The organism is Specibacter sp. BI4 (assembly GCF_056680095.1).
In genome coordinates, this window is sequence record NZ_CM155265.1 from 1,150,779 (window position 1) to 1,175,734 (window position 24,956).

At 62.5% G+C, this 24,956-nt stretch carries 25 protein-coding genes; 22 read left to right on the forward strand and 3 right to left on the reverse strand.

Translation table 11 applies throughout. The features are described 5' to 3' along the window. Positions 1 to 78: 78 nt before the first annotated feature. From secY to glmM, 18 genes are all read left to right on the forward strand, one after another. Positions 79 to 1,404 (forward strand): preprotein translocase subunit SecY, encoded by a 1,326-nt coding sequence (gene secY / locus AC1L6K_RS05420; protein ID WP_480951695.1) that lies wholly within the window; start codon positions 79 to 81, stop codon positions 1,402 to 1,404. A gap of 5 nt (positions 1,405 to 1,409) precedes the next feature. Next, positions 1,410 to 1,970, forward strand: coding sequence for an adenylate kinase (locus AC1L6K_RS05425; RefSeq protein WP_480952700.1), 561 nt, complete (start codon positions 1,410 to 1,412; stop codon positions 1,968 to 1,970). A gap of 121 nt (positions 1,971 to 2,091) precedes the next feature. Continuing rightward, positions 2,092 to 2,928 carry a type I methionyl aminopeptidase gene (gene map / locus AC1L6K_RS05430; protein ID WP_480951696.1) on the forward strand — a complete coding sequence of 279 codons (837 nt, stop codon included), beginning with the start codon at positions 2,092 to 2,094 and terminating at the stop codon, positions 2,926 to 2,928. A 379-nt stretch (positions 2,929 to 3,307) separates the two neighbouring features. Then, entirely contained in the window at positions 3,308 to 4,096 is a 789-nt protein-coding gene (locus AC1L6K_RS05435) for a glycerophosphodiester phosphodiesterase (RefSeq protein WP_480951697.1), read from the forward strand. A 4-nt stretch (positions 4,097 to 4,100) separates the two neighbouring features. After that, positions 4,101 to 5,060, forward strand: coding sequence for a carbohydrate ABC transporter permease (locus AC1L6K_RS05440; RefSeq protein WP_480951698.1), 960 nt, complete (start codon positions 4,101 to 4,103; stop codon positions 5,058 to 5,060). Beyond that, positions 5,060 to 5,980 (forward strand): carbohydrate ABC transporter permease, encoded by a 921-nt coding sequence (locus AC1L6K_RS05445; protein WP_480951699.1) that lies wholly within the window; start codon positions 5,060 to 5,062, stop codon positions 5,978 to 5,980. Before AC1L6K_RS05440 ends, AC1L6K_RS05445 begins: the two co-directional genes overlap by 1 nt. Positions 5,981 to 6,092: 112 nt before the next feature. Continuing rightward, positions 6,093 to 7,442: an ABC transporter substrate-binding protein gene (locus AC1L6K_RS05450; RefSeq protein ID WP_480951700.1), complete on the forward strand. Its 1,350-nt coding sequence runs from the start codon at positions 6,093 to 6,095 to the stop codon at positions 7,440 to 7,442. Between the two features lie 223 nt (positions 7,443 to 7,665). Continuing rightward, the gene (locus tag AC1L6K_RS05455; protein ID WP_480951701.1) at positions 7,666 to 8,730 is read left to right on the forward strand and encodes a P1 family peptidase; all 1,065 of its coding nucleotides are present in this window, start codon (positions 7,666 to 7,668) and stop codon (positions 8,728 to 8,730) included. Between the two features lie 198 nt (positions 8,731 to 8,928). Further along, positions 8,929 to 9,150, forward strand: a complete 222-nt coding sequence (gene infA, locus AC1L6K_RS05460) for a translation initiation factor IF-1 (protein ID WP_009358723.1) — start codon at positions 8,929 to 8,931, stop codon at positions 9,148 to 9,150. Positions 9,151 to 9,179: 29 nt separating this feature from the next. After that, positions 9,180 to 9,293 (forward strand): 50S ribosomal protein L36, encoded by a 114-nt coding sequence (gene rpmJ / locus AC1L6K_RS05465; RefSeq protein ID WP_011775570.1) that lies wholly within the window; start codon positions 9,180 to 9,182, stop codon positions 9,291 to 9,293. Positions 9,294 to 9,484: 191 nt separating this feature from the next. Beyond that, the gene (rpsM, locus tag AC1L6K_RS05470) at positions 9,485 to 9,862 is read left to right on the forward strand and encodes a 30S ribosomal protein S13 (protein WP_044576485.1); all 378 of its coding nucleotides are present in this window, start codon (positions 9,485 to 9,487) and stop codon (positions 9,860 to 9,862) included. Between the two features lie 107 nt (positions 9,863 to 9,969). Beyond that, on the forward strand, positions 9,970 to 10,371 hold the full coding sequence (gene rpsK, locus AC1L6K_RS05475; protein ID WP_038464649.1) for a 30S ribosomal protein S11: 402 nt from the start codon (positions 9,970 to 9,972) through the stop codon (positions 10,369 to 10,371). A 131-nt stretch (positions 10,372 to 10,502) separates the two neighbouring features. Further along, complete coding sequence (locus tag AC1L6K_RS05480; protein ID WP_411805973.1) at positions 10,503 to 11,513, forward strand: DNA-directed RNA polymerase subunit alpha; 1,011 nt, start codon at positions 10,503 to 10,505, stop codon at positions 11,511 to 11,513. An 82-nt stretch (positions 11,514 to 11,595) separates the two neighbouring features. Further along, the gene (rplQ, locus tag AC1L6K_RS05485) at positions 11,596 to 12,090 is read left to right on the forward strand and encodes a 50S ribosomal protein L17 (protein WP_480951702.1); all 495 of its coding nucleotides are present in this window, start codon (positions 11,596 to 11,598) and stop codon (positions 12,088 to 12,090) included. A gap of 106 nt (positions 12,091 to 12,196) precedes the next feature. Beyond that, complete coding sequence (truA, locus tag AC1L6K_RS05490) at positions 12,197 to 13,108, forward strand: tRNA pseudouridine(38-40) synthase TruA (protein ID WP_480951703.1); 912 nt, start codon at positions 12,197 to 12,199, stop codon at positions 13,106 to 13,108. A gap of 257 nt (positions 13,109 to 13,365) precedes the next feature. After that, on the forward strand, positions 13,366 to 13,809 hold the full coding sequence (rplM, locus tag AC1L6K_RS05495; protein ID WP_480951704.1) for a 50S ribosomal protein L13: 444 nt from the start codon (positions 13,366 to 13,368) through the stop codon (positions 13,807 to 13,809). A gap of 37 nt (positions 13,810 to 13,846) precedes the next feature. Further along, entirely contained in the window at positions 13,847 to 14,362 is a 516-nt protein-coding gene (gene rpsI, locus AC1L6K_RS05500; protein ID WP_480951705.1) for a 30S ribosomal protein S9, read from the forward strand. Between the two features lie 332 nt (positions 14,363 to 14,694). After that, a complete protein-coding gene (gene glmM, locus AC1L6K_RS05505; RefSeq protein ID WP_480951706.1) occupies positions 14,695 to 16,041 on the forward strand; it encodes a phosphoglucosamine mutase in 1,347 nt (448 codons plus the stop codon). Positions 16,042 to 16,127: 86 nt separating this feature from the next. On the opposite strand, the gene mscL is transcribed toward glmM, so the two are convergent. The 3 genes from mscL to coaA all read right to left on the reverse strand — a co-directional run bounded on the left by mscL (position 16,128) and on the right by coaA (position 18,642). Continuing rightward, a complete protein-coding gene (gene mscL, locus AC1L6K_RS05510) occupies positions 16,128 to 16,535 on the reverse strand; it encodes a large conductance mechanosensitive channel protein MscL (protein WP_480951707.1) in 408 nt (135 codons plus the stop codon). Positions 16,536 to 16,636: 101 nt separating this feature from the next. After that, complete coding sequence (locus AC1L6K_RS05515) at positions 16,637 to 17,674, reverse strand: M15 family metallopeptidase (RefSeq protein WP_480951708.1); 1,038 nt, start codon at positions 17,672 to 17,674, stop codon at positions 16,637 to 16,639. Next, positions 17,674 to 18,642: a type I pantothenate kinase gene (gene coaA, locus AC1L6K_RS05520; RefSeq protein WP_480951709.1), complete on the reverse strand. Its 969-nt coding sequence runs from the start codon at positions 18,640 to 18,642 to the stop codon at positions 17,674 to 17,676. Before coaA ends, AC1L6K_RS05515 begins: the two co-directional genes overlap by 1 nt. Positions 18,643 to 18,784: 142 nt before the next feature. On the opposite strand from coaA, the gene glmS reads away from it, so the two are divergent. From glmS to glgX, 4 genes are read left to right on the forward strand one after another with little or no spacing between them, the layout of a single operon-like run. Next, positions 18,785 to 20,707 (forward strand): glutamine--fructose-6-phosphate transaminase (isomerizing), encoded by a 1,923-nt coding sequence (gene glmS, locus AC1L6K_RS05525; protein ID WP_480951710.1) that lies wholly within the window; start codon positions 18,785 to 18,787, stop codon positions 20,705 to 20,707. 46 nt (positions 20,708 to 20,753) lie between these two features. After that, entirely contained in the window at positions 20,754 to 21,101 is a 348-nt protein-coding gene (locus tag AC1L6K_RS05530; protein WP_444529758.1) for a holo-ACP synthase, read from the forward strand. A 1-nt stretch (position 21,102) separates the two neighbouring features. Then, positions 21,103 to 22,683 (forward strand): NAD(P)H-hydrate dehydratase, encoded by a 1,581-nt coding sequence (locus AC1L6K_RS05535; protein WP_480951711.1) that lies wholly within the window; start codon positions 21,103 to 21,105, stop codon positions 22,681 to 22,683. Positions 22,684 to 22,727: 44 nt separating this feature from the next. Next, positions 22,728 to 24,848 carry a glycogen debranching protein GlgX gene (gene glgX, locus AC1L6K_RS05540; RefSeq protein ID WP_480951712.1) on the forward strand — a complete coding sequence of 707 codons (2,121 nt, stop codon included), beginning with the start codon at positions 22,728 to 22,730 and terminating at the stop codon, positions 24,846 to 24,848. Positions 24,849 to 24,956: the final 108 nt, after the last annotated feature.

A 24,956-nucleotide genomic window follows, 5' to 3' on the forward strand; every position in this document is an offset into this window, starting at 1 on the left:
GAGTCAGATCACCCACTAGACTCTTTCCTTGGGCTTCATTTCAGAAGCCAACGCCATTACTAGACATCAGGAGGACGCTTGCTATCCGCATTTGGCCGCGCCTTTCGCACGCCTGATCTGCGACGCAAGTTGTTGTTCACGCTGGGAATTCTTGCCATCTTCCGCCTGGGTGCTTTTATCCCCTCGCCTGGAATTGATTACCGAAATGTCCAACAGTGCGTGAATGCTGCTGACACAAGCCAGGGCATCTACCAGCTCGTCAACTTGTTCAGCGGCGGCGCCTTGCTGCAGGTTTCCATTTTTGCCTTGGGCATCATGCCCTACATTACGGCGAGCATCATCGTGCAGCTGCTGCGTGTTGTGATCCCCCGCTTCCAGGAACTGCACCTTGAAGGTGCACAGGGCCAGGGACAACTGACCCAGTACACGCGTTACCTGACCATTGCCTTGGGCTTGCTCAACGCCACAACCCTGGTGACACTGGCACGGTCCGGGCAACTCTTTTCCGGCTGTGGTGCCGCTGGAAGTCCTGGCGCGTTGATCCCCAACGACAACTTGGTCACGATCCTGCTGCTCATCATCACCTTGACCGCCGGTTCCGGCTTGATCATGTGGATGGGCGAGCTCGTCACCGAAAAGGGCGTCGGCAACGGCATGTCCCTGTTGATCTTCGTTGCCATTGCGGCAATGTTCCCTACCTCCTTGGGCGCCATCCTGAAGACCCAGGGTTGGGGCACCTTCCTGATGGTCATGGTCATCGGTCTGTTGGTTGTGGCGCTGGTCGTCTTTGTTGAGCAGTCCCAACGACGGGTTCCTGTTCAGTACGCCAAGCGCATGGTCGGCCGCCGCACCATGGGCGGAACCAGCACCTACATCCCGATCAAGGTCAACATGGCCGGCGTTATCCCGGTCATCTTTGCCTCCTCGATGCTGTACCTGCCGGCTCTCGTGGCCCAGTTCGCCACACCGGCAAACGGGGCAGATGCACCGGCCTGGATTGAATGGGTCAACAACTACCTCACCCGTGGTGACCACCCGATCTACATGTTGATGTACTTCCTGCTCACCATCGGGTTCACCTACTTCTATGTCGCGATCACCTTCAACCCCGAAGAAGTCTCCGACAACATGAAGAAGTACGGCGGGTTCATCCCCGGCATCCGTGCGGGACGTCCCACACAGGACTACCTCCAGTACGTTATTTCACGCATCACGCTCCCGGGCTCGATGTACCTGGGCATTGTCGCCTTGATTCCGCTCATCGCCCTGGTGATGGTCGGAGCCAACCAGAACTTCCCGTTCGGCGGCACCTCCATCCTCATTGTTGTTGGTGTTGGTTTGGAGACGGTCAAGCAGATTGATGCGCAACTACAGCAACGTCACTACGAAGGGCTACTGCGATGACAAGAATGCTGATTATTGGACCTCCCGGGTCAGGCAAAGGCACACAGGCCGAACGAATCTGTGGGGAGCTTGGCATTGTTGCCATCTCCACCGGCGATATTTTCCGCGCCAACGTCAAGGGTGAAACACCGCTTGGCCTGGAAGCGAAAAAATACATCGACAACGGTGACTTCGTCCCTGACAGTGTCACCAACCGGATGGTCCGTGATCGGCTCGCCCAGGATGACGTTGCTGACGGGTTCCTCCTGGACGGCTACCCGCGCACCTCACCCCAGGTGGATGAACTCGACGACATCCTGGCCGCCGCTGAGGCAAGCCTCGACGTCGTCGTACAGCTGACTGCCGACGACGAAGAACTCGTCAAGCGCCTGTTGGGGCGGGCACTGGAGACGGGTCGCAGCGATGACACCGAAGCGGTCATCCGCCACCGCCTTGATCTTTACCGTGAACAAACCGAGGTTGTAGTGTCCCGCTATGCGGAGCGCGGCATTCTGGCCAAGGTTGACGGTTTGGGCGAGATGGACGACGTGACGGCACGCCTTATGGACGCCATCAAAAACGTCTAGCCTGCCCCACTTGGCAGGAAGCAATATCAACGGTGCCGCACAGGTGCCGGGTTGTGAAGGAGGGCTCCTTCCCGCGTTATTGGGGAGGAGCCCTCCGGCATTTTGACGAAAGGGTTCTTACATGGCGTTTGGCCAGCAAAAAATTGAATACAAGACCATCGACCAGATGCGCATCATGCGCCGCAGCGGGCTCATTCTTGACGCTGCGCTGAACACCACCATTGCTGCCGTCGCCCCGGGCGTCACGACAGGTGAATTGGATGCCATTTTCGCCGCGGAGCTAAAGAAGGCCGGGGCCACCTCAAACTTCCTTGGCTACTACGACTTCCCGGCAACCATCTGCACCTCCGTGAACGAAGAAGTGGTCCACGGGATCCCCGGCCCGCGTGTCCTCGAGGCCGGTGACGTGATCTCCATCGACGGCGGCGCCATCGTTGAAGGCTGGCACTCCGACTCCGCCCGCAGCACCATTGTTGGCGGCCCCGCAGCCGAGGACCCGGCCGACCGCCGCCTCAGCGACATCACCGAGGAAAGCATGTGGCGTGGCATTGCCGCCATGGCCACCGCCAAGTACGTTGGCGACATTGGCGATGCCATTGACGAGTACGTCACCTCCCAACCTGGCAAGGAACTGGGCATCCTGGAAGATTACGTCGGCCACGGCATCGGCTCCGCCATGCACATGCCCCCGGACGTGCTGAACTATTCGTCCAAGCACCGCGGCCCCAAGCTCAAGCCCGGCATGTGCCTGGCCCTTGAGCCCATGTTGGTGCGCGGGGGGCTGGAAACCATCACGCTGCAGGACGACTGGACAGTTGTCACGGCTGACAAGGCCCGCGCGGCCCATTGGGAACACTCCGTGGCTGTCCACGCCAAGGGCATCTGGGTCCTGACAGCGGCCGACGGCGGTGCGGAGCGGCTTGCGCCGTTGGGCGTCACCCCCGTGCCGCTGGACTAGGCACCAGCCCCCTCTGTTCTGGGCCTCTGCTCTGGCCCACTGCTCTGGCCCACCCTTTTCTGCAACCAACCAACCCGCAGTTGTGGTCGCAAAACACCTCGAATTCAAGTGTTTTACGACCACAACTGCGGGTTGGTTTGTTTTTGGGCGGGCACTCCTCGAAGGTGCGCAGGGGCCCGGCCCCTGGACGGGGTTGGCAAGGGGCTGAGTGGCTCAGTTTTGATGTGGCACAACAATTTTAGGCGTGTTTGCCTGCCGTCCACCTTGCCGCCACCAAAATGGACATTGCACTCCGTAGTTTGGTCACTGAAGCCGAAGGGACACACGCCGACAGGGTGTGGACTGCCCCTCTGACCACCATTGCAAGGAGTGCCAACATATGCGCATCTATGCCCACCGAGGGGTTTCAGCGCACCTCCCGGAGAACACGCTGTCCGCTTTTTCCCGTGCCGTTGAACTGGGGGTTGACGGCATCGAACTTGACGTCCACCTGTCGGCAGACGGGATCCCGGTCGTCATTCACGACGACACAGCCGACCGCACCACCAACGGCACGGGCAGCATTACGGAGTTCACGGCCCGCCAGCTGGGCCTGTTGGACGCAGGCGGCGGGCAATATGTGCCCACGCTCGCGCAGGTGCTGAAGCTGGCCGCCGGCAAGGTGCGTGTCAACATTGAACTCAAGGACGCGGCCTCTACAGGGCCGGTCGCTGAGGTCGTGGCAGGCATTGCCGGACTTGACTGGTTTGCCTCATCAGCGGACTGGAATGCCCTGGCCGAATTGGTCGGGAAGGTTCCCGAAGCAACGGTGTACCCGCTCTGCATCGGCAGGCTCGACAAGCTCCGCGCGCTCCTGCCGGGTGACACGGGGGAGGAAGAATTTGCCGCGCGCGGCCTGCCCGAAGCCATTGCCTTTGCCTTGAACAACAACGGCGAAGGCGTCTCGATCTGGGAGGGCGGGCTGGACCAGGAGGACATTGAAACCATCCACGCTGCCGGTCTCCTGGCCTGGGTCTGGACAGTCAATGACAGCGAGCGTGCGCGTGAGTTGTTTGACATGGGCGCGGACGGGATCTGCACCGATGATCCGGAGCTGATCCAGGCCGCCAGGGCTGCGGCAGCGGAGGCAGTGCAGGCCTCGCAACGCCCGGTTTCGGTGGGCAGCTAGGGACATGGCGCAACTGGCCACCACAGCCCTGACGCCGAATCCCGGCGGCAGCCAACAAAAGAGCGGGGGAGTGGTCCTGCAGCGCAAGCGCCGCAGGCCATGGAAGTCGTGGCTGTTGTTCCTGCTTTTTGGGGGGCCCAACGTGGCCCTGTTGATCATCTTCACGTACAAGCCGCTCGTGCAGTCGCTGCAGTACTCACTGTTGCAATGGAACATCGGATCGGCAACCGCGCGCTTCGTGGGGATTGGCAACTACGTCAACTGGTTCACGGATCCAACCACTGTCAACGTGGTCAGGGTTACGGTGGTCTTCACCCTGGTGACAGTTGGGGGAGGCATGGTGATCGGTCTCGCCGTGGCCCTGTTGCTCAATAGAAAGCTGCGCGGCACCGGGCTCGCCCGCACAGTCGTTGTGGCACCCTACGTCCTGTCCGGGATCGCCGTCGGCCTGCTTTGGCTGTTCGTGTTTGATCCAAATTTTGGTGTGATTGGGGCTGTCCTGGGCGCCTTAGGGATTGCTTCACCTGACTGGTACAACGACCCGCAGTGGGCACTGCCCATGATCATCATCGTGTACCTGTGGAAGAACCTTGGCTATGTGGCCTTGATTTACCTCGCAGCGTTGCAGGCTGTGCCGCGGGACCTGCTCGAAGCCGCCAACTTGGACGGTGCCGGGGCCTTCTCCACCTTCCGCAACGTGGTGCTGCCGCTGCTGGGACCGACAACGTTCTTCCTCTCGATCACAACCCTGCTCAGTTCGCTGCAGTCCTTTGACATCATCCAGGCCATGACGAAGGGCGGCCCGCTGGAGGGCACCACCACCATGATGTACCAGATTTACCAGGAGGGTTTCGGGGCCGGCCAGGCAGGATATTCCTCGGCCATCGCAACCATCTTGTTCCTCGTCCTGCTGGCGGTCACGGCTGTGCAAATGCTGTATGTCCAGAAGAAGGTGCACTACTGATGAGCCTCGATGAGAGAGGGAAAACCATGGTGACGCCTGCTGACATGCGGCCGGGCACGGCCGGCAGCGGCACGGCCGGCAGGGATGCCCGAAGGTCGGCTGCGGCCAAACCCCGCGTCGGCGGCTACCTGTTGATGCTGCTCGCCGTCGCAACCATGATTCTGCCGCTTGTGTGGATGATGCTGGCAAGCTTCAAGGAACAAACGGAAATCTACACGGTCCCGATCCAGTGGTTGCCGGAGAGCTTCGACCTGTCCAACTACATTGGGGCCCTGGATGCGGTCCCCTTTGGCAACTTCTTCATCAACTCCCTGATCACCACGATCGTCGGTGCCGGCTTGAAGATCATGCTGGGTCTGACCACCGCCTACGCCGTCGTGTTCCTGGACTTTCCGTTCAAGAAGTTTGTGTTTGGCCTGGTGGTCTTTGCACTTTTGGTGCCCCAGCAGATCGTGATCATCCCGAACTACACGCTGATCTCGGACCTTGGCTGGATCAACACCTACCAGGGCTTGATTGTGCCGGGACTGGCCAGCGCCTTCGGCACCTTCTTGTTCCGCCAACATTTCCTGACCCTGGAGGTCTCCATCCTGGAGGCCGCCGCCTTGGACGGTGCCAGCCACTGGACCAGGCTGTGGCGGTTCGTGGTCCCGATCTCGGCGCCCACGATCGCCGCCGTGGCGCTGGTCTCCATCGTTGCCGAATGGAACGAATACCTGTGGCCCCTGCTGGTCGTGGACAAGGCCGAAATGATGACACTTCCGGTGGGCCTTACCCTGTTGCAAAATAACGACGGCGTCACCAACTGGGGTGTCCTCATGGCGGGCACCGTGCTGATCACCGTTCCCGTTCTGATCGTGTTCTTCCTGCTGCAGCGCCGCATCGTTTCCGGCCTCACCGCCGGCTCCGTGACGGGCTGAGGCCCCACAGCTTTCATTTGCCCCGACGTGGCCTGCAAGCGCAGGCGCGTGTCAACTACGCCTGGAAATCGCAACAATCATGCGGACAGGCAACCTCATCAAGGAGAGAATCATGACCGCTTCACCGTTTGCAAACCTGAACCGGCGCCAACTGCTGCAGCTTGCGGCCCTGGTGGGCGGCACGGCGGCACTGGCCGCCTGCGGCGGGCCCGCCGTGGGCGAGGCTGGGGGAGCTGCCAGCGATGAGGCTGTCGATTGGGCTTCCATCACCCCGGCCACGGAGATCACCTGGTGGTCAAACCACCCCGGCACGTCCAAGGACCTCGAAAGTAAAATGATTGCGGACTTCACCAAGGAGACCGGCATCAAGGTCACTTTGGTCACTGCCGGTGCAAACTACGACGAGGTGGCCCAGAAATTCCAGGCTGCATCGGGATCCAGCAACGTCCCCGACCTGGTCATTGCCAGTGACGTGTGGTGGTTCCGCTACATGATCAACGGCCAGATCCTGCCGCTGGACCAGTTGGCCAAGCACCTGGAGTTCGGCACTGACGACTTCAACACCACCCTGTACAACGACTATGAGTACTCGAGCTCGCACTGGGCCGTGCCCTACGCACGTTCCACGCCACTGTTCTACTACAACAAGTCAGTGTGGGAAAAGGCCGGTCTGCCCGACCGTGCGCCGAAGACCTGGACCGAATTTGATGAGTGGGCGCCGAAGATCCAGGCCGCCGGCGGGGTAACGCCGCTGGGCTTGGGCAAAGGCACCTCATGGACTGCCTGGTGGTTCTGCAACATGCTGTGGGGCGCCGGCGGCGCCTACTCCAAGGACTGGACCATGACCCTGGACACGCCCGAAGCGCTCGAGGCGGCCGGCTACCTCCAGAAGATCATCTACGACGACAAGAGTGCCGTGGTCACAGCCAAGGACCAGGTAGCTGACTTTGGGGCAGGACTCACGGGTTGCACCATTGCCTCCACGGGTTCCCTCTCCGGTATCATCGAGTCCGCCCAGTTCGGCATCGGCACGGGCTTCCTGCCCGAAGGCCCGCAAGGAGCCGCCTGCCCCACCGGCGGTACCGGATTGGCCATCCCCGCCGGCAAATCGCCGGAGCAGCAGCTGGCCGCCGGCATGTTCCTGAAGTTCCTGACCAATGCAGAGAACACGGCGTACTTCTCCTCCAACACCGGCTACATGCCGGTGCGCACCTCGGCGCTCGAGGGCGATACCATGCAGGCCGTCTACGCCAAGACCCCGCAGTTCCGCACGGCAGTGGACCAGCTTGCCACAACCCGGGTCCAGGACTGGGGCCGCGTCTTTGTCCCCAACGGCGACAAGGACCTGACCACGGCGCTGGAACAGATCCTGCTGGCCAAGGCGGACCCGGCAACGGCGTTCGCCACAGCGTCGGCCTCAATCACCAAGTCCTACGAAGACAACGTCAAGCCTTACCTCTAAGGGCCACAGCGCCGCCGGCGGCTGATCCGGCCGATCCCGCCGGTGCCGCCGCACACGCTGCACGAAACAGCGCCTGCCCCGCGAACCAGCTGTTGGGCAACAGCTGATTCGCGGGGCAGGCGCTGTTTCGTGCAGGGCACCTGTTTGCGGATGTGGTGCCCGGGCCCGGACGCGGACATAATCGAGGGACACGGCGTCCGGCGGCAGCGAAGGAGCACGGCAAATGTCCCACGACAACTCAGCACACGAATTTCCGGCAGCACGGAAGCATCCGGCGGCAGGGGAGCCGGCGGGCTCTTCCCGCGGCACTGCCGGAGCAGTTCCCCCCAGCCACACCGTCGGGTCCATCACTGATGTGCCGGGCATCCGCGTCGGACAGGCCCAACGCCGCGGCGGCGGATGGCTCACGGGCGTCAGCGTTGTCCTGCCGCCGGCGGGCACCATCGGGTCCGTTGACGTCCGCGGCGGCGGACCCGGAACACATGAGACTGACGCACTGGATCCCACAACCATGGTGCCCACCGTGGATGCCGTGGCACTGACGGGCGGCAGCGCCTATGGTTTGGCAGCCGCCGGCGGGGTGCAGCGCTGGTGCGAGGAAAATGGGCGCGGCTTCCCTGTGCCCGGCGGGGTTGTGCCCATAGTTCCCGCCGCAGCCATCTTTGACCTGGGCCGCGGCGGCGACTTCTCAGCCCGGCCCAACGCCGCGATGGGCTACGAAGCGGCGCTGGACGCTGCGGGCTCAACTGAAGGGGCCGACGTCGTCCGCGGGAATGCAGGTGCCGGGACCGGAGCGGCCATTGGGGCCGGCCGGTTCAAGGGTGGCCTGGGTACGGCATCCGTCCACCTGACAGGGGCGAACGGACACATCGTGGTGGGAGCCCTTGCCGTGGTGAATGCTGCCGGCATCCCGTGGCGGCCCGGTGCCACCGCACCCGTGGCGGGGGAGGGGCTGAACACAACGCTGGTGGTGGTGGCGACCAATGCCGTGCTCACGGTGGCGGAGGCCAAGCGCACGGCGACCGCAGCCCATGCGGGCATGGCCCGGGCGCTCAATCCCGTCCACACACTGGCGGACGGTGACACGATCTTTGCCCTGGCCACCTGTGCCAACAAACTGGTGCCCCATCCTGACGTGCCGATTGCCGCGCTCATCGAACTCCAAAGTGCTGCGGCTGAGGCTGTGCGCCTGGCCATTCTCGACGGCGTCGCGCAGGCGGAACCGGTGTCGACTCCAACGGGCACGCTGCTGCCGTTCCCGGGACCGGCGCCTGAGGGGTCAATTTAACATATTTGCCAGATTGCACTAGAGTAGGTTGTTGGTTGTCTGTGCCTGCTCTATTGTGGGGTGCCCGGCGGGACTTGGCGTTGAGCCATTCGCTCCGGATGCATGCGGACAAACAATAATTAGTAGCAATCGAACGCCGATCTGAAACCAGTCCCTACAGGGGCTGCCTACGTCGGCGCAACAAAGTTAGCGGAGGATATGGCCAAGAAAGACGGGGTCATTGAGATCGAGGGCGTTGTGACTGAAGCGCTGCCCAACGCGATGTTTCGTGTTGAGCTGACGAACAAGCACATCGTTCTTGCCCATATCTCAGGAAAAATGCGCCAGCACTATATTCGTATCCTTCCTGAGGACCGAGTTGTGGTGGAGCTGAGCCCGTACGACCTTACCCGTGGTCGTATCGTCTACCGCTACAAATAACCACAACTGCAATCACGCAAAGGAATGCCATGAAGGTCAAGCCGAGCGTCAAGCAGATCTGCGATAAGTGCAAGGTGATTCGCCGTAACGGTCGAGTCATGGTGATCTGCGAGAACCCGCGCCACAAGCAGCGCCAGGGCTAATCCTTCCTCTCTGAGGCAGGACCCCGGGCTTTTGCTCACGCAAGTAAATTAATAAGGCAGCACAAGTTGGACGAAGGCGGAGTAATCCGCAACCGTTTCAATGGACCCCTGGTCGGAGGCCAGGGCCGCATCGATAAAATGTGCGGGTGTACTGTCTACGACCTCCGGTTTACACATAGGAGCAGCCAAATATGGCACGTCTCGCTGGCGTAGACCTTCCCCGCGAAAAGCGGCTGGAAGTAGCGCTTACATACATCTACGGCGTGGGCAAGACCCGTGCAAAGAATGTCCTGGCCGAAACGGGTATTTCCCCGGACGTCCGTGTCAAGGACCTTTCTGACGCTGAACTCGTTCAGTTGCGTGACAACATCGAGGGTAACTACAAGGTTGAGGGTGACCTTCGCCGCGAAGTAGCAGCTGACATCCGCCGCAAGGTGGAAATTGGCAGCTACCAGGGTATCCGCCACCGTCGTGGCATGCCCGTGCATGGCCAGCGCACGAAGACCAACGCACGCACCCGCAAGGGTCCGAAGCGTACCGTCGCAGGCAAGAAGAAGGCCGGCAAGTAAAACCCGCCAGCCGGATCCGAAAATGCTCAAGAGCACTTTTCACCCATCTGGCAAGCGTGGGTTTTAGCTTATGCCGACCCCTCATTAAACTTTAGTAGGAGAATAAAATGCCCCCAAAGACTCGGGGCGCGGTTCGTAAGCCGCGTCGCAAGGATAAAAAGAATATTGCGCTGGGCCAGGCGCACATCAAGAGCACCTTTAACAACACCATCGTTTCCATCACGGATCCCAATGGTGCAGTCATTTCATGGGCTTCCGCCGGTGAAGTTGGCTTCAAGGGCTCGCGCAAGTCAACTCCGTACGCTGCACAGATGGCTGCTGAAGCAGCTGCCAAGCGCGCACAGGAGCATGGACTGCGCAAGGTTGACGTTTTCGTAAAGGGTCCGGGCTCGGGCCGCGAAACGGCTATCCGTTCGCTGCAGGCTGCTGGACTTGAGGTTGGCTCCATCTCGGATGTCACCCCCAGCGCCCACAACGGCTGCCGTCCGCCCAAGCGCCGTCGCGTATAACGAGAATTGATGCATCAGAGTTGGCCTTCACCTTGGTGGGGGCCAACTCCGACGCCGTTAAGTCTCGTCAGCTGCCATTTCCACTACCTGTGTTGCGTCATATAGCGGATGCTCGCTGAAAGGAAAACCCAGTGCTCATTGCACAGCGCCCCACCCTATCTGAAGAAGTAGTTTCCGAGAATCGCTCACGGTTTGTTATCGAACCGCTGGAGCCGGGCTTCGGTTACACCCTGGGAAATTCCCTGCGTCGGACCTTGCTGTCCTCCATTCCTGGCGCTGCTGTCACCAGCATCCGCCTCGATGGTGTTCTGCATGAGTTCACCACGGTTCCCGGTGTCAAGGAAGATGTCACTGAGATCATCCTTAACATCAAGGGACTCTCCGTGTCTTCGGAGCATGACGAGCCCGTCGTCGCCTACCTGCGCAAGCAGGGCCCCGGCGTTGTCACGGCCGCTGATATTGCTCCTCCGGCCGGTGTGGAATTCCACAACCCCGACATGCACATTGCCACGCTGAACTCGAAGGGCAAGTTCGAACTCGAACTGACCATCGAGCGCGGCCGCGGCTACGTTTCGGCAGCCCAGAACAAGAACGTTGATCAGGAGATTGGCCGCATCCCGGTCGACTCGATCTACTCTCCCGTTTTGAAGGTGACCTTCCGCGTGGAGGCCACCCGTGTTGAACAGCGCACTGACTTTGACAAGCTGATTGTTGATGTAGAGACCAAGCAGGCCATCTCCCCGCGGGATGCCATTGCCTCTGCCGGCACGACGCTGGTTGAACTGTTCGGCCTGGCCCGCGAGCTGAACACCGCGGCTGAAGGCATCGAGATTGGCCCGTCCCCGACGGATGCCGCTCTTGCCGCCGACATGGCCCTGCCGATCGAGGACCTGGACCTGACGGTTCGTTCCTACAACTGCCTCAAGCGTGAGGGCATCCACTCCGTGGGTGAACTCGTTGCTCGCTCAGAGGCTGACCTGATGGACATTCGCAACTTTGGTGCGAAGTCCATTGACGAGGTAAAGGCAAAGCTGGTTGAGCTCGGTCTGTCCCTGAAGGATTCCCCTCCAGGATTCGATCTGGCCGCCCGTGCCGCAGCACTTGATGAGAACGACGACGCGTTCAGCGACGACGAGCTCTAAGCCGAACAACTATTTTTAAGCCGACCGGGCGGACACAGCTGATGTGTCCGCCACGGTTCGGCGACACTTGAGGAGAAACACCATGCCTACACCCGCCAAGGGTCCCCGCCTCGGAGGCGGAGCGGCTCATGAGCGCTTGATGCTCGCGAACCTGTCCGCCTCGCTTTTCGAGCACAAGCGGATCACCACCACCTTGACCAAGGCCAAGCGCCTGAGCCCCTACGCAGAGCGACTGGTAACTTTCGCCAAGCGTGGGGACCTGGCCTCACGCCGCCGCGTTCTCGGCCTGATCAGCGACAAGGGCATTGTCCATGAGCTGTTCACCGACATCGCCAAGGCTGTGGAGAACCGCGACGGCGGCTACACCCGCATCACCAAGATTGGCAACCGCAAGGGCGACAACGCTCCCATGGCTGTCATCGAGCTCGTTCTGGAGCCGGTCAGCGCCAAGCAGGCCGTTGTGAAGGAAGCCACCGCTGCTGCCGCCAAGGCTGCTCCGGTTGAAGAAGTTGTCGAGACCGAAGTTGTCGAGACTGAAGTTGTGGCCGACGAAGCTGCTGCTGAAGAGACCAAGTAGGGTTTCAGCCAAAGCTGACATTTTGCCGTGAAGGACCCGTCACCCCCTGGGGTGGCGGGTCCTTCTGCATGCCGGCGGCTTCCCTGCGACCGGTAGAATCGGTTCCATGCACAACCCCAAACTGACACCGGAATATCAAGGCCTGGTTCGCGCGCGCCTGGACATAGCGTACGACGGCGGGCCCTACAGCGGGTGGGGCATCCAACCGGTTCAGCGCACCGTCCAGGGCGTGATTGAGCAAGCCCTTGCCGTGATTGTGCGCCGGCCCATCCGGCTTACTGTCGCCGGCCGCACCGACGCCGGTGTGCATGCCCGCGGCCAGGTGGCCCATTTTGACGTCACGCCGGAGGAATGGGAAGGACTGCTGCGGGGTCACGATGTGTTGCCGGAGAACTCGCTCAGGCGCCGCCTCAACGGGGCCCTGGGCATGGTCCTGAGGGAGCTGCGCGGCACCGTAGAGGTTACCGCCGCCTCTCGGGCGCCCGTTGGCTTCGACGCGAGGTTCTCGGCCCTGTGGCGCCGCTACAGCTACCGGATTGCCGATGGCTCGACCCGGAAGGATCCGCTGCAGCGGGCGCTGACGCTGTGGCACGAGCGTGATCTTGATGTCTCCCGCATGAACCAGGCTGCGGCACCCTTGTTGGGGCTGCAGGATTTCCGGGCATTTGCGAAACCACGGGACGGCTCCACCACCGTGCGAACCCTGCAAAGGTTTGACTTCGAGCAGGACGACGACGGTGTGATTAATGTCAATGTCCAGGCGGACGCGTTCTGTCACAACATGGTTCGGGCATTGCTCGGCGCGTCCCTGCGCATAGGGGAGGGGCAGGAAGCCCCCGAGTGGATGCAGGAGCGTTTAGTCGCGGGAATCCGGGACGCAAAGTCTGTTTTGGCCGCTCCACACCCGCTCATTTTGGAGGAAGTCCATTATCCGCACGAGACGGCAATGCATGAACGTGCCGTTCTGACGAGGACCAAGCGGGCTGTTCCTGAAGCCGTTCCTGAAGCCGTTCGGTGATGAAAGCGGAGGAGCCATGCATCCCGCTTTGACCCGGCGGCAGTATTAAAGGTATCGTTGATAGTCGTTGTGCGTGTCCTATCTCGATACCACGCGCCCGTTTCAGGTCCGGTTGCAGGACTACCACTGAGCGGGCGTCATCGGGAAGTGTAAGGATGACTGGTGTTGGAGCCCTCACCTCTGTTCCGGTAAACGCATAGATAGCAGGTGTCAACCATCTGTGACACCACCTAGAACAAGAAACGAAGGCAAAAACCGTGCGTACGTATACCCCGAAGCCCGGCGATATCAACCGTCAGTGGCACATCATCGATGCCAATGACGTTGTCTTGGGTCGTCTTGCCAGCCAGACCGCAACACTGCTGCGTGGAAAGCACAAGCCGACCTTCGCTCCCCATATGGATATGGGCGATTTCGTCATCATCATCAACGCCGAGAAGGTTGCCCTCACCGGCGCCAAGCTCGAACAGAAGCGCGCATACCGCCACTCCGGTTACCCGGGCGGTCTGTCCAGCATGAACTATGCCGAACTGTTGGAGAAAAACCCGGTTCGTGCAGTGGAGAAGGCCGTCGCCGGCATGCTCCCCAAGACCAAACTGGGCAACGCCCAGATCAGCAAGCTGAAGGTCTACCGCGGCTCCGAGCACCCCCACGGTGCACAGCAGCCCCAGACGTTTGAAATCACCCAGGTCGCCCAGTAGTCCTGGCCACCACCTAAATCATTAATCAAGGAGAATCGTGGCTCAGAACACTGAAGAGCTGAACACCGAGGCCGTCGTGGCCGAGGAAGAAGTTTTGACCAGCTACACCAGCGAAAGCTCGGCTGCAACAGATGCAGCCCCCAAGAAGGAACGCCCGGCACTGACCGTCTCAGGCGCAGCTGTTGGCCGTCGCAAGCAGGCAATTGCCCGCGTCCGCGTCGTACCCGGTACCGGCAAGTGGGTTGTCAACGGCCGCGAGCTGTCCAACTACTTCCCGAACAAGCTGCACCAGCAGGAAGTAAACGACCCGTTCCGCATTCTTGACCTGGACGGCGCCTACGACGTGTGGGCCCGCATCCACGGTGGCGGCCCCTCCGGCCAGGCCGGTGCATTGCGTCTGGGTGTTGCTCGTTCCTTGAACGAGATCGACACCGAGAACAACCGCGCCATCCTGAAGAAGGCAGGCTTCCTGACTCGTGACGCCCGCGTCATCGAGCGCAAGAAGGCTGGTCTCAAGAAGGCCCGTAAGGCTTCGCAGTACTCCAAGCGTTAATTTTATTGCGCTTCACAAAAATCCCCGGTCGCCATGCGGCCGGGGATTTTTGCGTCCGCCCCCAGCCCCTCCGAAACCCCCTGCAGATCTGGGGGTGTTCTCCGAAACGCTCCTACAGATCTGGTGATTTCGTTTCGGACACTCCACGCGCGCTTCGAGGCGGCAGTTCCGCCTGAGCGCAGGAGCGTAGGCCGAAAGGGCGGATTACCCTGCAGGAGCGTTGCCATAAAAGGTCCCATATCTGCAGGAGTGTCAAGGGGGGTGGAGGGTGTGGCCGAGGGCATGATCCCCGCTGGGCAATTTTTCCAGCTTCATGATTTAGAATGAACTTGATGTCAAGATTATTTGGAACAGACGGTGTCCGCGGTTTGGCCAATGGCCTGCTGACGGCTGAATTGGCCTTGTCACTCGCCCAAGCCGCTGCGGTGGTCCTTGGACACGAGCAAATGAGCGAGGGAAAACGGCCCCGGGCCGTGATTGCCCGCGACCCCAGGGCCAGTGGTGAGTTCATTGGAGCTGCCGTTGAGGCGGGCCTTGCCAGTGCCGGCGTGGACGTTTACGACGCCGGCGTGCTGCCCACCCCGGCCGCCGCATTTCTCATTGCCGACCTCGGCGCGGACTTTGGCGTGATGATCTCCGCCTCCCACAACCCGGCGCCCGACAACGGGATCAAGTTCTTCGCCCGGGGTGGGACCAAGCTTGCCGACCACGTCGAGGACGCCATCGAAGCCCAGCTGCAACTGGACGCCTTCAGGCCGGTGGGTGTCGACGTCGGACGCATCCAGCGCTTCTCCGACGCCGAGGACCGTTACGTTCTGCACCTGCTGGGCACCCTGCCGCACCGCCTCGACGGGTTGAAAATCGTTCTGGACTGCGCCCATGGAGCGGCGAGCGGGTGTTCACCGCAGGTGTTTACCGATGCCGGTGCCCAGGTGACAGTCATTGGTGCCGCACCTGACGGGCTGAACATCAACGACGGCGTCGGGTCCACCCACCTGGAACTGCTTCAGGAGACCGTGCTCGCCATCGGTGCCGACCTGGGCATTGCCCACGACGGTGACGCAGACCGCTGCCTGGCCGTGGACCATGAAGGCAACATCATCGACGGCGACCAGATCATGGCCGTCCTGGCCCTGGCCCAGAAAGCTGCCGGTGAACTCAAGGACAACGTCCTGGTTGCCACCGTCATGAGCAACCTCGGATTGAAGATTGCCTTGCGCGACGCGGGCATCACGATCCGTGAAACCGGTGTTGGCGACCGCTATGTGCTGGAAGAGATGCGCCGCGGGGACTACACGCTCGGCGGAGAGCAGTCGGGGCATGTGATCTTCTCCAAGTACGCCACAACGGGTGACGGCCTGCTCACGGGCCTGCAGCTGGCCGCGCAGGTGGCTAAAACCGGCAGGACGCTGAAGGACTTGGCCGGGGCCATGACAAAGCTGCCCCAGATCATGGTCAACGTCAAGAACGTTGACAAGAACCGTGCGTCACTGGTGCCGGCCATCAACGCAGCCGTGGCCAAGGCTGAGGCCGAACTCGGCGACACCGGCCGGGTGTTGTTGCGCCCCTCAGGGACGGAAGCCCTGGTGCGCGTCATGGTTGAGGCTGGAGACATCGCAACGGCGGAAAGAATCTGCAACGACCTGGTCAGCGTTGTGACAGCGGAATTGTCGCTCTAAAGCTATTCAGGAATCAAGAAGGCTTCAAACATAAATAAGGCGGCGTCCCCGTGGGGGACGCCGCCTTATTGGATCTTAGCGAATGATTAGTGTTGGCCGCCGGTGGGACGGGCCCTGAGTGAATCACGGATTTCGGTCAGCAATTCAACTTGCGGATCAACCTCGGGCTCGTCTTCCTTGATTCCGAGTTTGGCATTGCGGCGGGCGATGATGTGGTTCATGGGCACTACAACCATGAAGTAAATGGCGGCGGCCACAATCAGGAAATTGACCAGGACGGTGAGGAACACACCGAACTTGATGTCAACGCCATTTATCGTCAACAGGGCAAATGTGTCGAAGTCGGCGGAGCCGAACAAAGCTGCAATAAGCGGCATCAGAATATTCTCCACCAGGGAGTTTACGACTGCCCCGAAGGCTGCACCAATGACGACGGCGACGGCAAGGTCAACGACGTTGCCCTTCATTATGAAATCTCTGAATCCCTTTAACATGTCACTAAGGTACCGCATTTGTGGCCATTCATGGGGAAACTTCAGGTGACGTGTTTGGAAATATTACGCGTTCCTGGATGCACTCTTGAAAATTGGATGTGCTATTCATAACCGGGCGCGCCGGGCAGCCCCACATATTCTTCGTAACTGTGGATGCCGCGTGCATTCATGTCCCGGGCAACTTCAGTCCCCAAATAGCGCAAATGCCACGGTTCGGCCAGATAGCCCGTGACCGCTTCCTTGCCGGGGACGTAACGGACAGCGAAGCCATGCTCGGTCCCATGCGCGGCGACCCATTGCCCGGCGGCAGTGTCTGCAAAACATGAGTTGAAGTCGCATTCCGTGCCGGCGTTGGCGTCGCCAATGTCGATGGCCAATCCGGTTTGGTGTTCCGAGTAGCCGGGGCGGGCCGAGGTTGAGTCCGCTGCGGCTTCGCCCTTGCTTGCCACATAGCCGTTGTAGACGACAACCTGGGTGTCGAAGGAGCGGTAGCTGCTCTTGACCGTGATGGCGACGCCGTCGGCGGCTGCGGCTGCAAACATGCGTTCGGCGGCTGCCGCCGCCTCGGCGCGGACGAGGACAGGTTCGGCCGAGCCGGACAAGACGGCAGGCGTCACCAAATCCGCCGGCGCGTAGTCCTTCGGCGCCAGGAGGCGGTGCTTGTTCACCAGGACCAGCGGACTGCCCGGGTTGTCAATGTCCCACAGCCGGGTGTCCTTGGGGGAGCCGCTGCCTGTGGCGAAGAGTTCTTGAATGGGCGCATCGGCGGCGGCTCCGGCGACCGGGGCAGCCGCGGCAGTGGTGGCGGGCGGAATGGGCGCCGCGGAATTGCCCGACACCGACAGCGTCGGCGGTGCACCGGAAGGCGCCGCAGTGGCGCTCTCCTGCGCCGCCGGGGAAGCCGAGCTTGGCGCCTGGGTCGTGTCCGCCGTCGTACCGGGCAGGGCAGGAGCCGCCGCGACAGGTGGCGGCGGGGCCGTGGCTGCCGGGCTGAAGAACAAGGCGCCGGAGAAGATCAGGGCCGCCCCGGCCACGGAGACGGCGATGCCGCCTGGGCGCGGCCAAGCCAGCCCCTGCCGCAGCCGGGCTCCCGGGGCCAGTCTGGGCCGGCGGGCCTGGTGGAAGCCCACAACCGGCACTAGACCTTCCTCAGGAGCATGCGGCGGATGGAGTGGTCGGCATCCTTCGTCAACACCAGCTGGGCGCGGCCGCGGGTTGGCAGCACATTCTGCAGCAGGTTCGGTTCGTTGATGTTCTTCCAAATCTGTGATGCCGTGGCAGTTGCCTCGGCATCGGAAAGGTCTGCATAGCGGCGGAAGTACGAGTTGGGATCGGCGAATGCGCCCGTGCGCAGTGAACGGAACCGCTCCACGTACCACTTCTCAATGTTGCTGGTCTTGGCATCGACATAGATGGAAAAATCGAAAAAGTCACTGACAGCCAGGCCGGAGCGGCCATCGCTGCGGGGGCGGGCGGCGGCAAGGACGTTCAGTCCCTCAACGATGAGGACGTCGGGGCGGCGCACCACAACCTCCTTGTCGGGGAGGATGTCGTAGGTCAGGTGGGAGTACATGGGTGCCCTGACTTCCTCGGCGCCGCTCTTCACGGCACTGACGAAGCGCAGCAGTCCTCGGCGGTCGTAGGATTCCGGGAAGCCTTTGCGGCCCATGAGCCCACGGCGTTCCAGCTCCGCGTTGGGGTAGAGGAAGCCGTCGGTTGTGATGAGTTCCACATTGGGCGTGTCGGGCCAGCGCCGGAGCATCTCACGCAACACGCGGGCTGTGGTTGACTTCCCCACGGCTACTGAGCCCGCCACACCAATCACGAACGGTGTGCGGGAGCCGTGCTCGCCAAGGAATGTGGTGGTGGCGTTGTGCAGGTGTCCGGCGGCGCCCACGTAAAGGTTCAGCAGTCGCGACAGCGGCAAATACACGTCATGTATTTCGCGCATGTTCAGCTGATCGCCCAGCCCCCGCAGGCGCTGGACGTCATCTTCGTCGAGGGGCTGCTCAATTTTATTGGCTAGGCGCGACCATGTCTGTCGGTCCAGTTCCACAAAAGGGGAGGCACTGACGCTGTTGCCGGACTCGGTTCTTTGCGCTGTCACAATCTCAATTCTGCCTTGTTTGGGGCGGGGTGGGAAACGACGGGGTCCTGACGCGTGCGAAACCATGGTTTGTTTTCAAGGCATCCGCCGCGGCAGGACGTAGAACGTCCTGTAATGCCCTCTGGGTTTATGATTGATATTCATGTGTGGAATTGTGGGATACGCCGGTACCGCCCCGGCTCAGGGAACTAGTTCGTCAGCCAATCACCGTGCCCTGGAGGTGCTGGTGGAGGGGTTGCGCCGTCTGGAATACCGGGGCTATGACTCCGCGGGTATTGCGGTGGTTGGTGCCGGTGGCATAGAGATGCGCAAAAAGAGCGGCAAGCTTGTGAATCTCCTGGACGAACTTGAACGGAACCCGCTGCCTGCGGCCGCCACGGGCATTGGCCACACGCGCTGGGCCACGCACGGGGCCCCCTCGGACGCAAACGCCCACCCGCACGTAGTTGACGGCGGTGCACTTGCCGTGGTCCACAACGGCATCATTGAAAATTATTCGGCTCTCAAAGCCGAACTGCTTGGACGCGGACACAGCTTTGCCTCCGAGACCGACTCCGAAGTTGCCGCCACCTTGTTGGGCGAGATCTACAGGAGCCTGGCGGGCGCCGGAACCGGCAACACCGACGGACAGGGCGCCGGGAGCCGTCTCGCCAAGGCCATGCAGCTGGCAGCGCAACAGCTTGAAGGCGCATTCACACTGGTGGCCACACACGCGGGGGAGCCCGGCGTGGTGGTGGCTGCCCGCAGGAATTCCCCCCTCGTGGTTGGTTTGGGCGATGGCGAGAACTTCCTGGGCTCAGACGTTTCAGGATTTATTGACTACACCCGCAGGGCTGTGGAGCTGGGCCAGGACCAGGTCGTCACCATCACCGCCGACGATGTTGAGATCACCGACTTCTACGGCGTTCCCGCCGAAGGCAAGGAATACCTCGTGGATTGGGATGCCGCGGCCGCAGAGAAGGATGGCTACCCCTCGTTCATGGAAAAGGAGATCAACGACCAGCCCAACGCCGTGGCGCAAACGCTGCTGGGCCGTTCAGACCTGGACGGCAACCTGATCCTTGACGAACTGCGTATTGACCCGGCTGTGCTAAAAACCATCAACCGAATCATCGTGCTGGCGTGCGGCACCTCCGCCTATGCCGGGCAGGTGGCGCGGTATGCCATCGAGCACTGGTGCCGGATCCCCACCGAGGTGGAGTTGTCCCACGAGTTCAGGTACCGGGACCCCATTGTGGACGAGCACACCTTGATTGTTTCGCTCTCGCAGTCTGGCGAAACCATGGACACGCTGATGGCCGTCCGCTATGCCCGCGAGCAGGGCGCCAAGACCATCGCCATCTGCAACACCAATGGCTCAACCATCCCGCGCGAATCGGACGCCGTGCTGTACACGCACGCCGGGCCCGAGATCGCCGTGGCTTCCACCAAGGCCTTCCTGGCGCAGCTCGCCGCAGCGTACTTGCTGGGACTTTATTTGGCACAACTGCGCGGCAACCTGTTCCAGGGCCAGATCAAGGACATCCTGGCGGAACTGGCCAAGACGCCGGCCAAGATCGCCACCGTCCTGGCCAATGCCGATCAGATCAAGGAACTGGCCGTCAGCATGGCCGACACCCGCACCGTGCTGTTCCTGGGCCGCCACGTCGGCTACCCCGTGGCCATGGAGGGCGCCTTGAAACTCAAGGAACTGGCCTACATCCATGCCGAGGGATTTGCGGCCGGGGAACTCAAGCACGGCCCCATCGCCCTGATCGAAGAGGGCCAGGCCGTCATCGTGGTCGTGCCCTCACCCCGGGGCCGGGATTCCCTGCACGCGAAGGTGGTCTCCAACATCCAGGAGGTTCGCGCCCGCGGGGCCAGGACCATCGTGATTGCGGAGGAAGGCGATGAGTCCGTGCGGGAACACGCCGAGCATGTGTTTTACATTCCCGAGACGAGCACCCTGCTGGCTCCGCTGCTGACCACGGTTCCGCTGCAGATCTTCGCCCTCGCACTGGCCACGGCCAAGGGCTACGACGTTGACCAGCCGCGCAACCTGGCCAAGTCGGTCACGGTCGAATAAAGCGGGCGCACGGCACCGTCAACGGGCCACGGGATAGGCTGGGGTCATGATTATTGGCATTGGCGTGGACATTGTTGACATTGAACGCTTTGGCCGCCAGCTGGAGCGTACCCCGGGGCTGCGTGACAGGCTCTTTGTGCCGGCCGAACGCGGCCTGAACACGCAGTCGCTGGCGGCCAGGTTTGCTGCCAAGGAGTCAGTGGCGAAAGCCTTGGGCGCTCCCGCGGGAATGAACTGGCAGGACTGCTGGATCGGCCTTGACGAGCACGGACCCACCATCAACGTCAAAGGCACCGTGGCAGCCGTGGCCGAGGCAAAGGGCATAAAGCGCTGGCACTTGTCCATGAGCCACGACGGCGGCATTTCCACGGCCATGGTCATCGCCGAAAGCTGACATGCTCAGCGCCCACTCAGCCGCCGCCGTGCGCGCCGCCGAAAAACCCCTGCTGGCTGCCGGGCGCGGCCCGGAACTGATGCGCGCGGCTGCACACGGGCTGGCCATGGGCGTCGTCTCCATCCTGCGCAACCGCGGCCACGGGGTATACGGCGCCCGCGTGGTGCTGTTGATCGGTTCGGGCAACAATGGCGGTGATGCACTCTACGCCGGCGCCTATTTGGCGGCCCGTGGAGCGCGCACGACGGCGCTGCTCACCAGTGCCCGAACCCACCCGGAGGCGCTGGCGGCCTACGAAAAAGCTGGCGGGCGGTGCCTGATGCTGGACGGCAATGCCGCGGATGCGCCGTCAGCGGCCGGCCGGACGCCCGGGGCCCTGCCCGGGGCGGGCTTCTTCGCCGAAGCCAGGGCGGCCGACGTCGTGGTTGACGGGCTGCTGGGCACAGGCGGCCGGGGCGGACTGCGGGAGCCGGCTGCCGGGATTGTTGCGCAGTTGGACAGCCTTGCCGGCCGGGAAAGGCCCGCTGTGGTGGCTTGCGACCTGCCCAGCGGGGTCGACGCCACCACGGGTGCGGTGCACGGGCCGGTCCTGAGGGCGGATCTCACCATCACCTTTGGTGCCCACAAAACCGGGCTGTTGACAGCACCGGGTGAGCAGGCTTGCGGCACCGTGCGGCTTGTCGACATTGGAATCACCGGGTTCCTTGGCGGTGCTGGGCTGTTCAGGCTTGAGCCCGCGGACCTGGCCGCCCTGCTGCCCAGCCCGACGGCGGCAGACCACAAATACACGCGCGGGGTGGCCGGGATCATTGCCGGCTCCGAGCAATTCCCCGGTGCGGGGCTGCTGGCTGCGGCAGCGGCATCGGCGTGCGGGCCCGGCATGGTCCGCTACCTTGGACCGCGGGACGTCGCTGCTGCCCTGCATGTGCGGAACCCCGAAGTTGTCTGTTCCGAAGCTGCACCCGGGAATACGCGGGTGCAGGCGTGGCTCGCCGGGCCCGGCATTGACGGGGATGCCGCACAGCTCAACCGGGCCCGCGAGGCCGTCGCGGCAGGGGGCGGAGTCCCCGTGGTGCTGGATGCCGCAGCGCTGGCCTTTGCCGTCCCCGCGAGTGGCAGTGAAAACGCCCATTTGATCCTCACCCCGCATGCGGGCGAGCTCGCAGCATTATTTGCCCGACATGGGGCGGCGTTGGACCGGGCCGGCATTGAAGCGGAGCCCCTGGCAGCTGCCCGGAGGGCGGCCGCCCTGTTTGGTGCAGTCGTGCTGCTGAAGGGGCCGACAACGGTGGTGGCGTCGCCCGGCGGGCAGGTCTTCACCCAGTCCAACGGCACGTCGCGGTTGGCCACGGCGGGAAGCGGGGACACCCTGGCCGGGATCCTGGTTGCCCTGCTGGCCATGGCCCCTGACCTGGACGGCCTTGCCAGAACCGCTGCACTCGCGGCCGCTTTGCATGGTGAGCTGTCGCGGCAGGTCCCGGAACAGCCACTGAACGCGGGGATGCTTGCGGCACGGATTCCAGGCGTTTGGGAGCAGCTTGCCACCGGAGCTGCGCAGGCACCGGCTGGACGCCAACGTTAGCCACCAGATAACAGCAAACACATAACAGCAAGCCAAGGGGAATCATGGAATTATGGCCGGGCCGGGACCATCCGCTGGGTGCCCACGTCGATGCAGATGGCACCAACTTTGCGTTGTTCAGCGACGGCGCCGAGTCGGTGCAGCTGTGCTTGTTCGACCATGACGGGCACGAAACCCGCCTGCAGCTGACGGAGGTGGACGGCTATGTGTGGCACGGCTACGTTCCCGGCATGGGCGCGGGGCAGAGGTACGGCTACAGGGTTGACGGGCCCTGGGACCCTGCCAACGGCTTGCGCTTCAACGCCGCAAAGCTGCTCCTTGACCCCTACGCCAAGGGGATCGACGGCGCGGTCACATGGGGCCAACCAGTGTTCGCGTACGAGTTGGGCGAACCGCTGGCCCGCAACGATGAGGATTCAGCCGCCCACACCTACAGGAGCGTGGTCGTGGATGACCACTTCGACTGGACGGACAGGAACGGCCGGCCCGACCAAAAACCCGCCATTCCCTACCACCAGAGCGTCATTTACGAAGCCCATGTCAAGGGTCTGACGGCCCTGCACCCGGACGTCCCCGAGGAGCAGCGCGGCAGCTACGCAGCCGTTGCCCACCCGTCAGTGGTCGCCCACCTGAAGAAGCTCGGCGTCACCGCCGTGGAGCTGATGCCCGTGCACCAGTTCGTTCAGGACGAACGGCTGGTGGAACAGGGCCTGCGTAACTACTGGGGTTACAACACCATCGGCTTCTTTGCCCCGCACAATGAATACGCGGCCAGCACCGACCCCTGCGATCAGGTGCTTGAGTTCAAGCAAATGGTCAAGGAACTGCACAACAACGGCCTGGAAGTGATCTTGGATGTTGTCTACAACCACACGGCCGAGGGCAACCATCTGGGCCCCACACTGGCGTTCAGGGGTGTCGACAACGACGCGTACTACCGGCTCCAGGATGAGAACAAGGAACTGTATCTGGACTACACGGGCACGGGAAACTCCTTCAACGTCAGGCAGCCGCACTCACTGCAGCTGATCATGGATTCGCTGCGGTACTGGGTGACCGAGATGCACGTTGACGGCTTCCGCTTTGACCTGGCCGCCACGCTGGCCCGCGAATTTTACGACGTCGACAAGCTCTCCTCATTCTTTGAAATGGTGCAGCAAGACCCGGTTGTTTCGCAGGTGAAACTCATTGCCGAGCCGTGGGACCTGGGCCCCGGCGGCTACCAGGTGGGAAATTTTCCCCCGCAATGGACCGAATGGAACGGGAAGTTCCGTGACACGGTCCGGGACTTCTGGCGCGGGGAGCCGTCCACGTTGGGGGAGTTTGCCTCCCGCCTGACGGGTTCCTCGGACCTCTACGGGCACTCCGGACGCCGTCCCGTGGCCTCCATCAACTTTGTGACGGCCCACGACGGTTTCACGCTGGCCGACCTGGTCAGCTACAACGACAAGCACAACGAAGCCAACGGGGAGGACAACCGCGACGGCGAATCCCACAACCGTTCCTACAACCACGGAACGGAAGGACCCACCGGTGACCCTGCGGTGCAGGAGCTGCGGGCCCGGGCGCAGCGGAACTTCCTCACCACGCTCATGCTCTCCCAGGGAGTGCCGATGCTGCTGCACGGGGATGAACTGGGCCGGACGCAGGACGGCAACAACAACGCCTACGCCCAGGACTCGGCGCTGACCTGGATCGACTGGGAACACGCCGACGCCGGGCTCATCGACTTTGTTTCCCGGCTGGGACGACTGCGGGAAGCGCACCCGGTGTTCCGCCGTCGCCGGTTCTTCGACGGGCGCCCTGTGGAACGGGGCGACGACGAAGCCCTGCCGGACATTGTGTGGCTGCGCCCCGACGCGGCTGCCATGACGGCGGCGGACTGGGACAGCGGTTTTGGCCGCAGCATCGGTGTGTTCCTGAACGGCGGCGGGCTCCCGGAGTGTGACGCGCGGGGCAGGAAAGTGATTGACGACTGTTTCCTGCTGTTGTTCAACGGCGGGGACGACGACGTCGATTTCACCTTGCCGGACGACGGATACGCGGCACGGTGGGTCGTTGAGATCCACACGGACGGGGTGACCGCCAACGAGTTCGCCGCCCGGGACGTCGTGGCCGTGACATCACGGTCGGTGCTGGTGCTGCGCGCCCCGGACCGGAACTGAAGCCGGCCGGAACGGGCCCGGCCGGCGCAGGGTGCAGCGCGGCGGCGAGGGTGTGTCTGGCAGGGCCACCCAGTTGGCGGTTTGCAGTGCGTCCGTGGTGGCAAGATG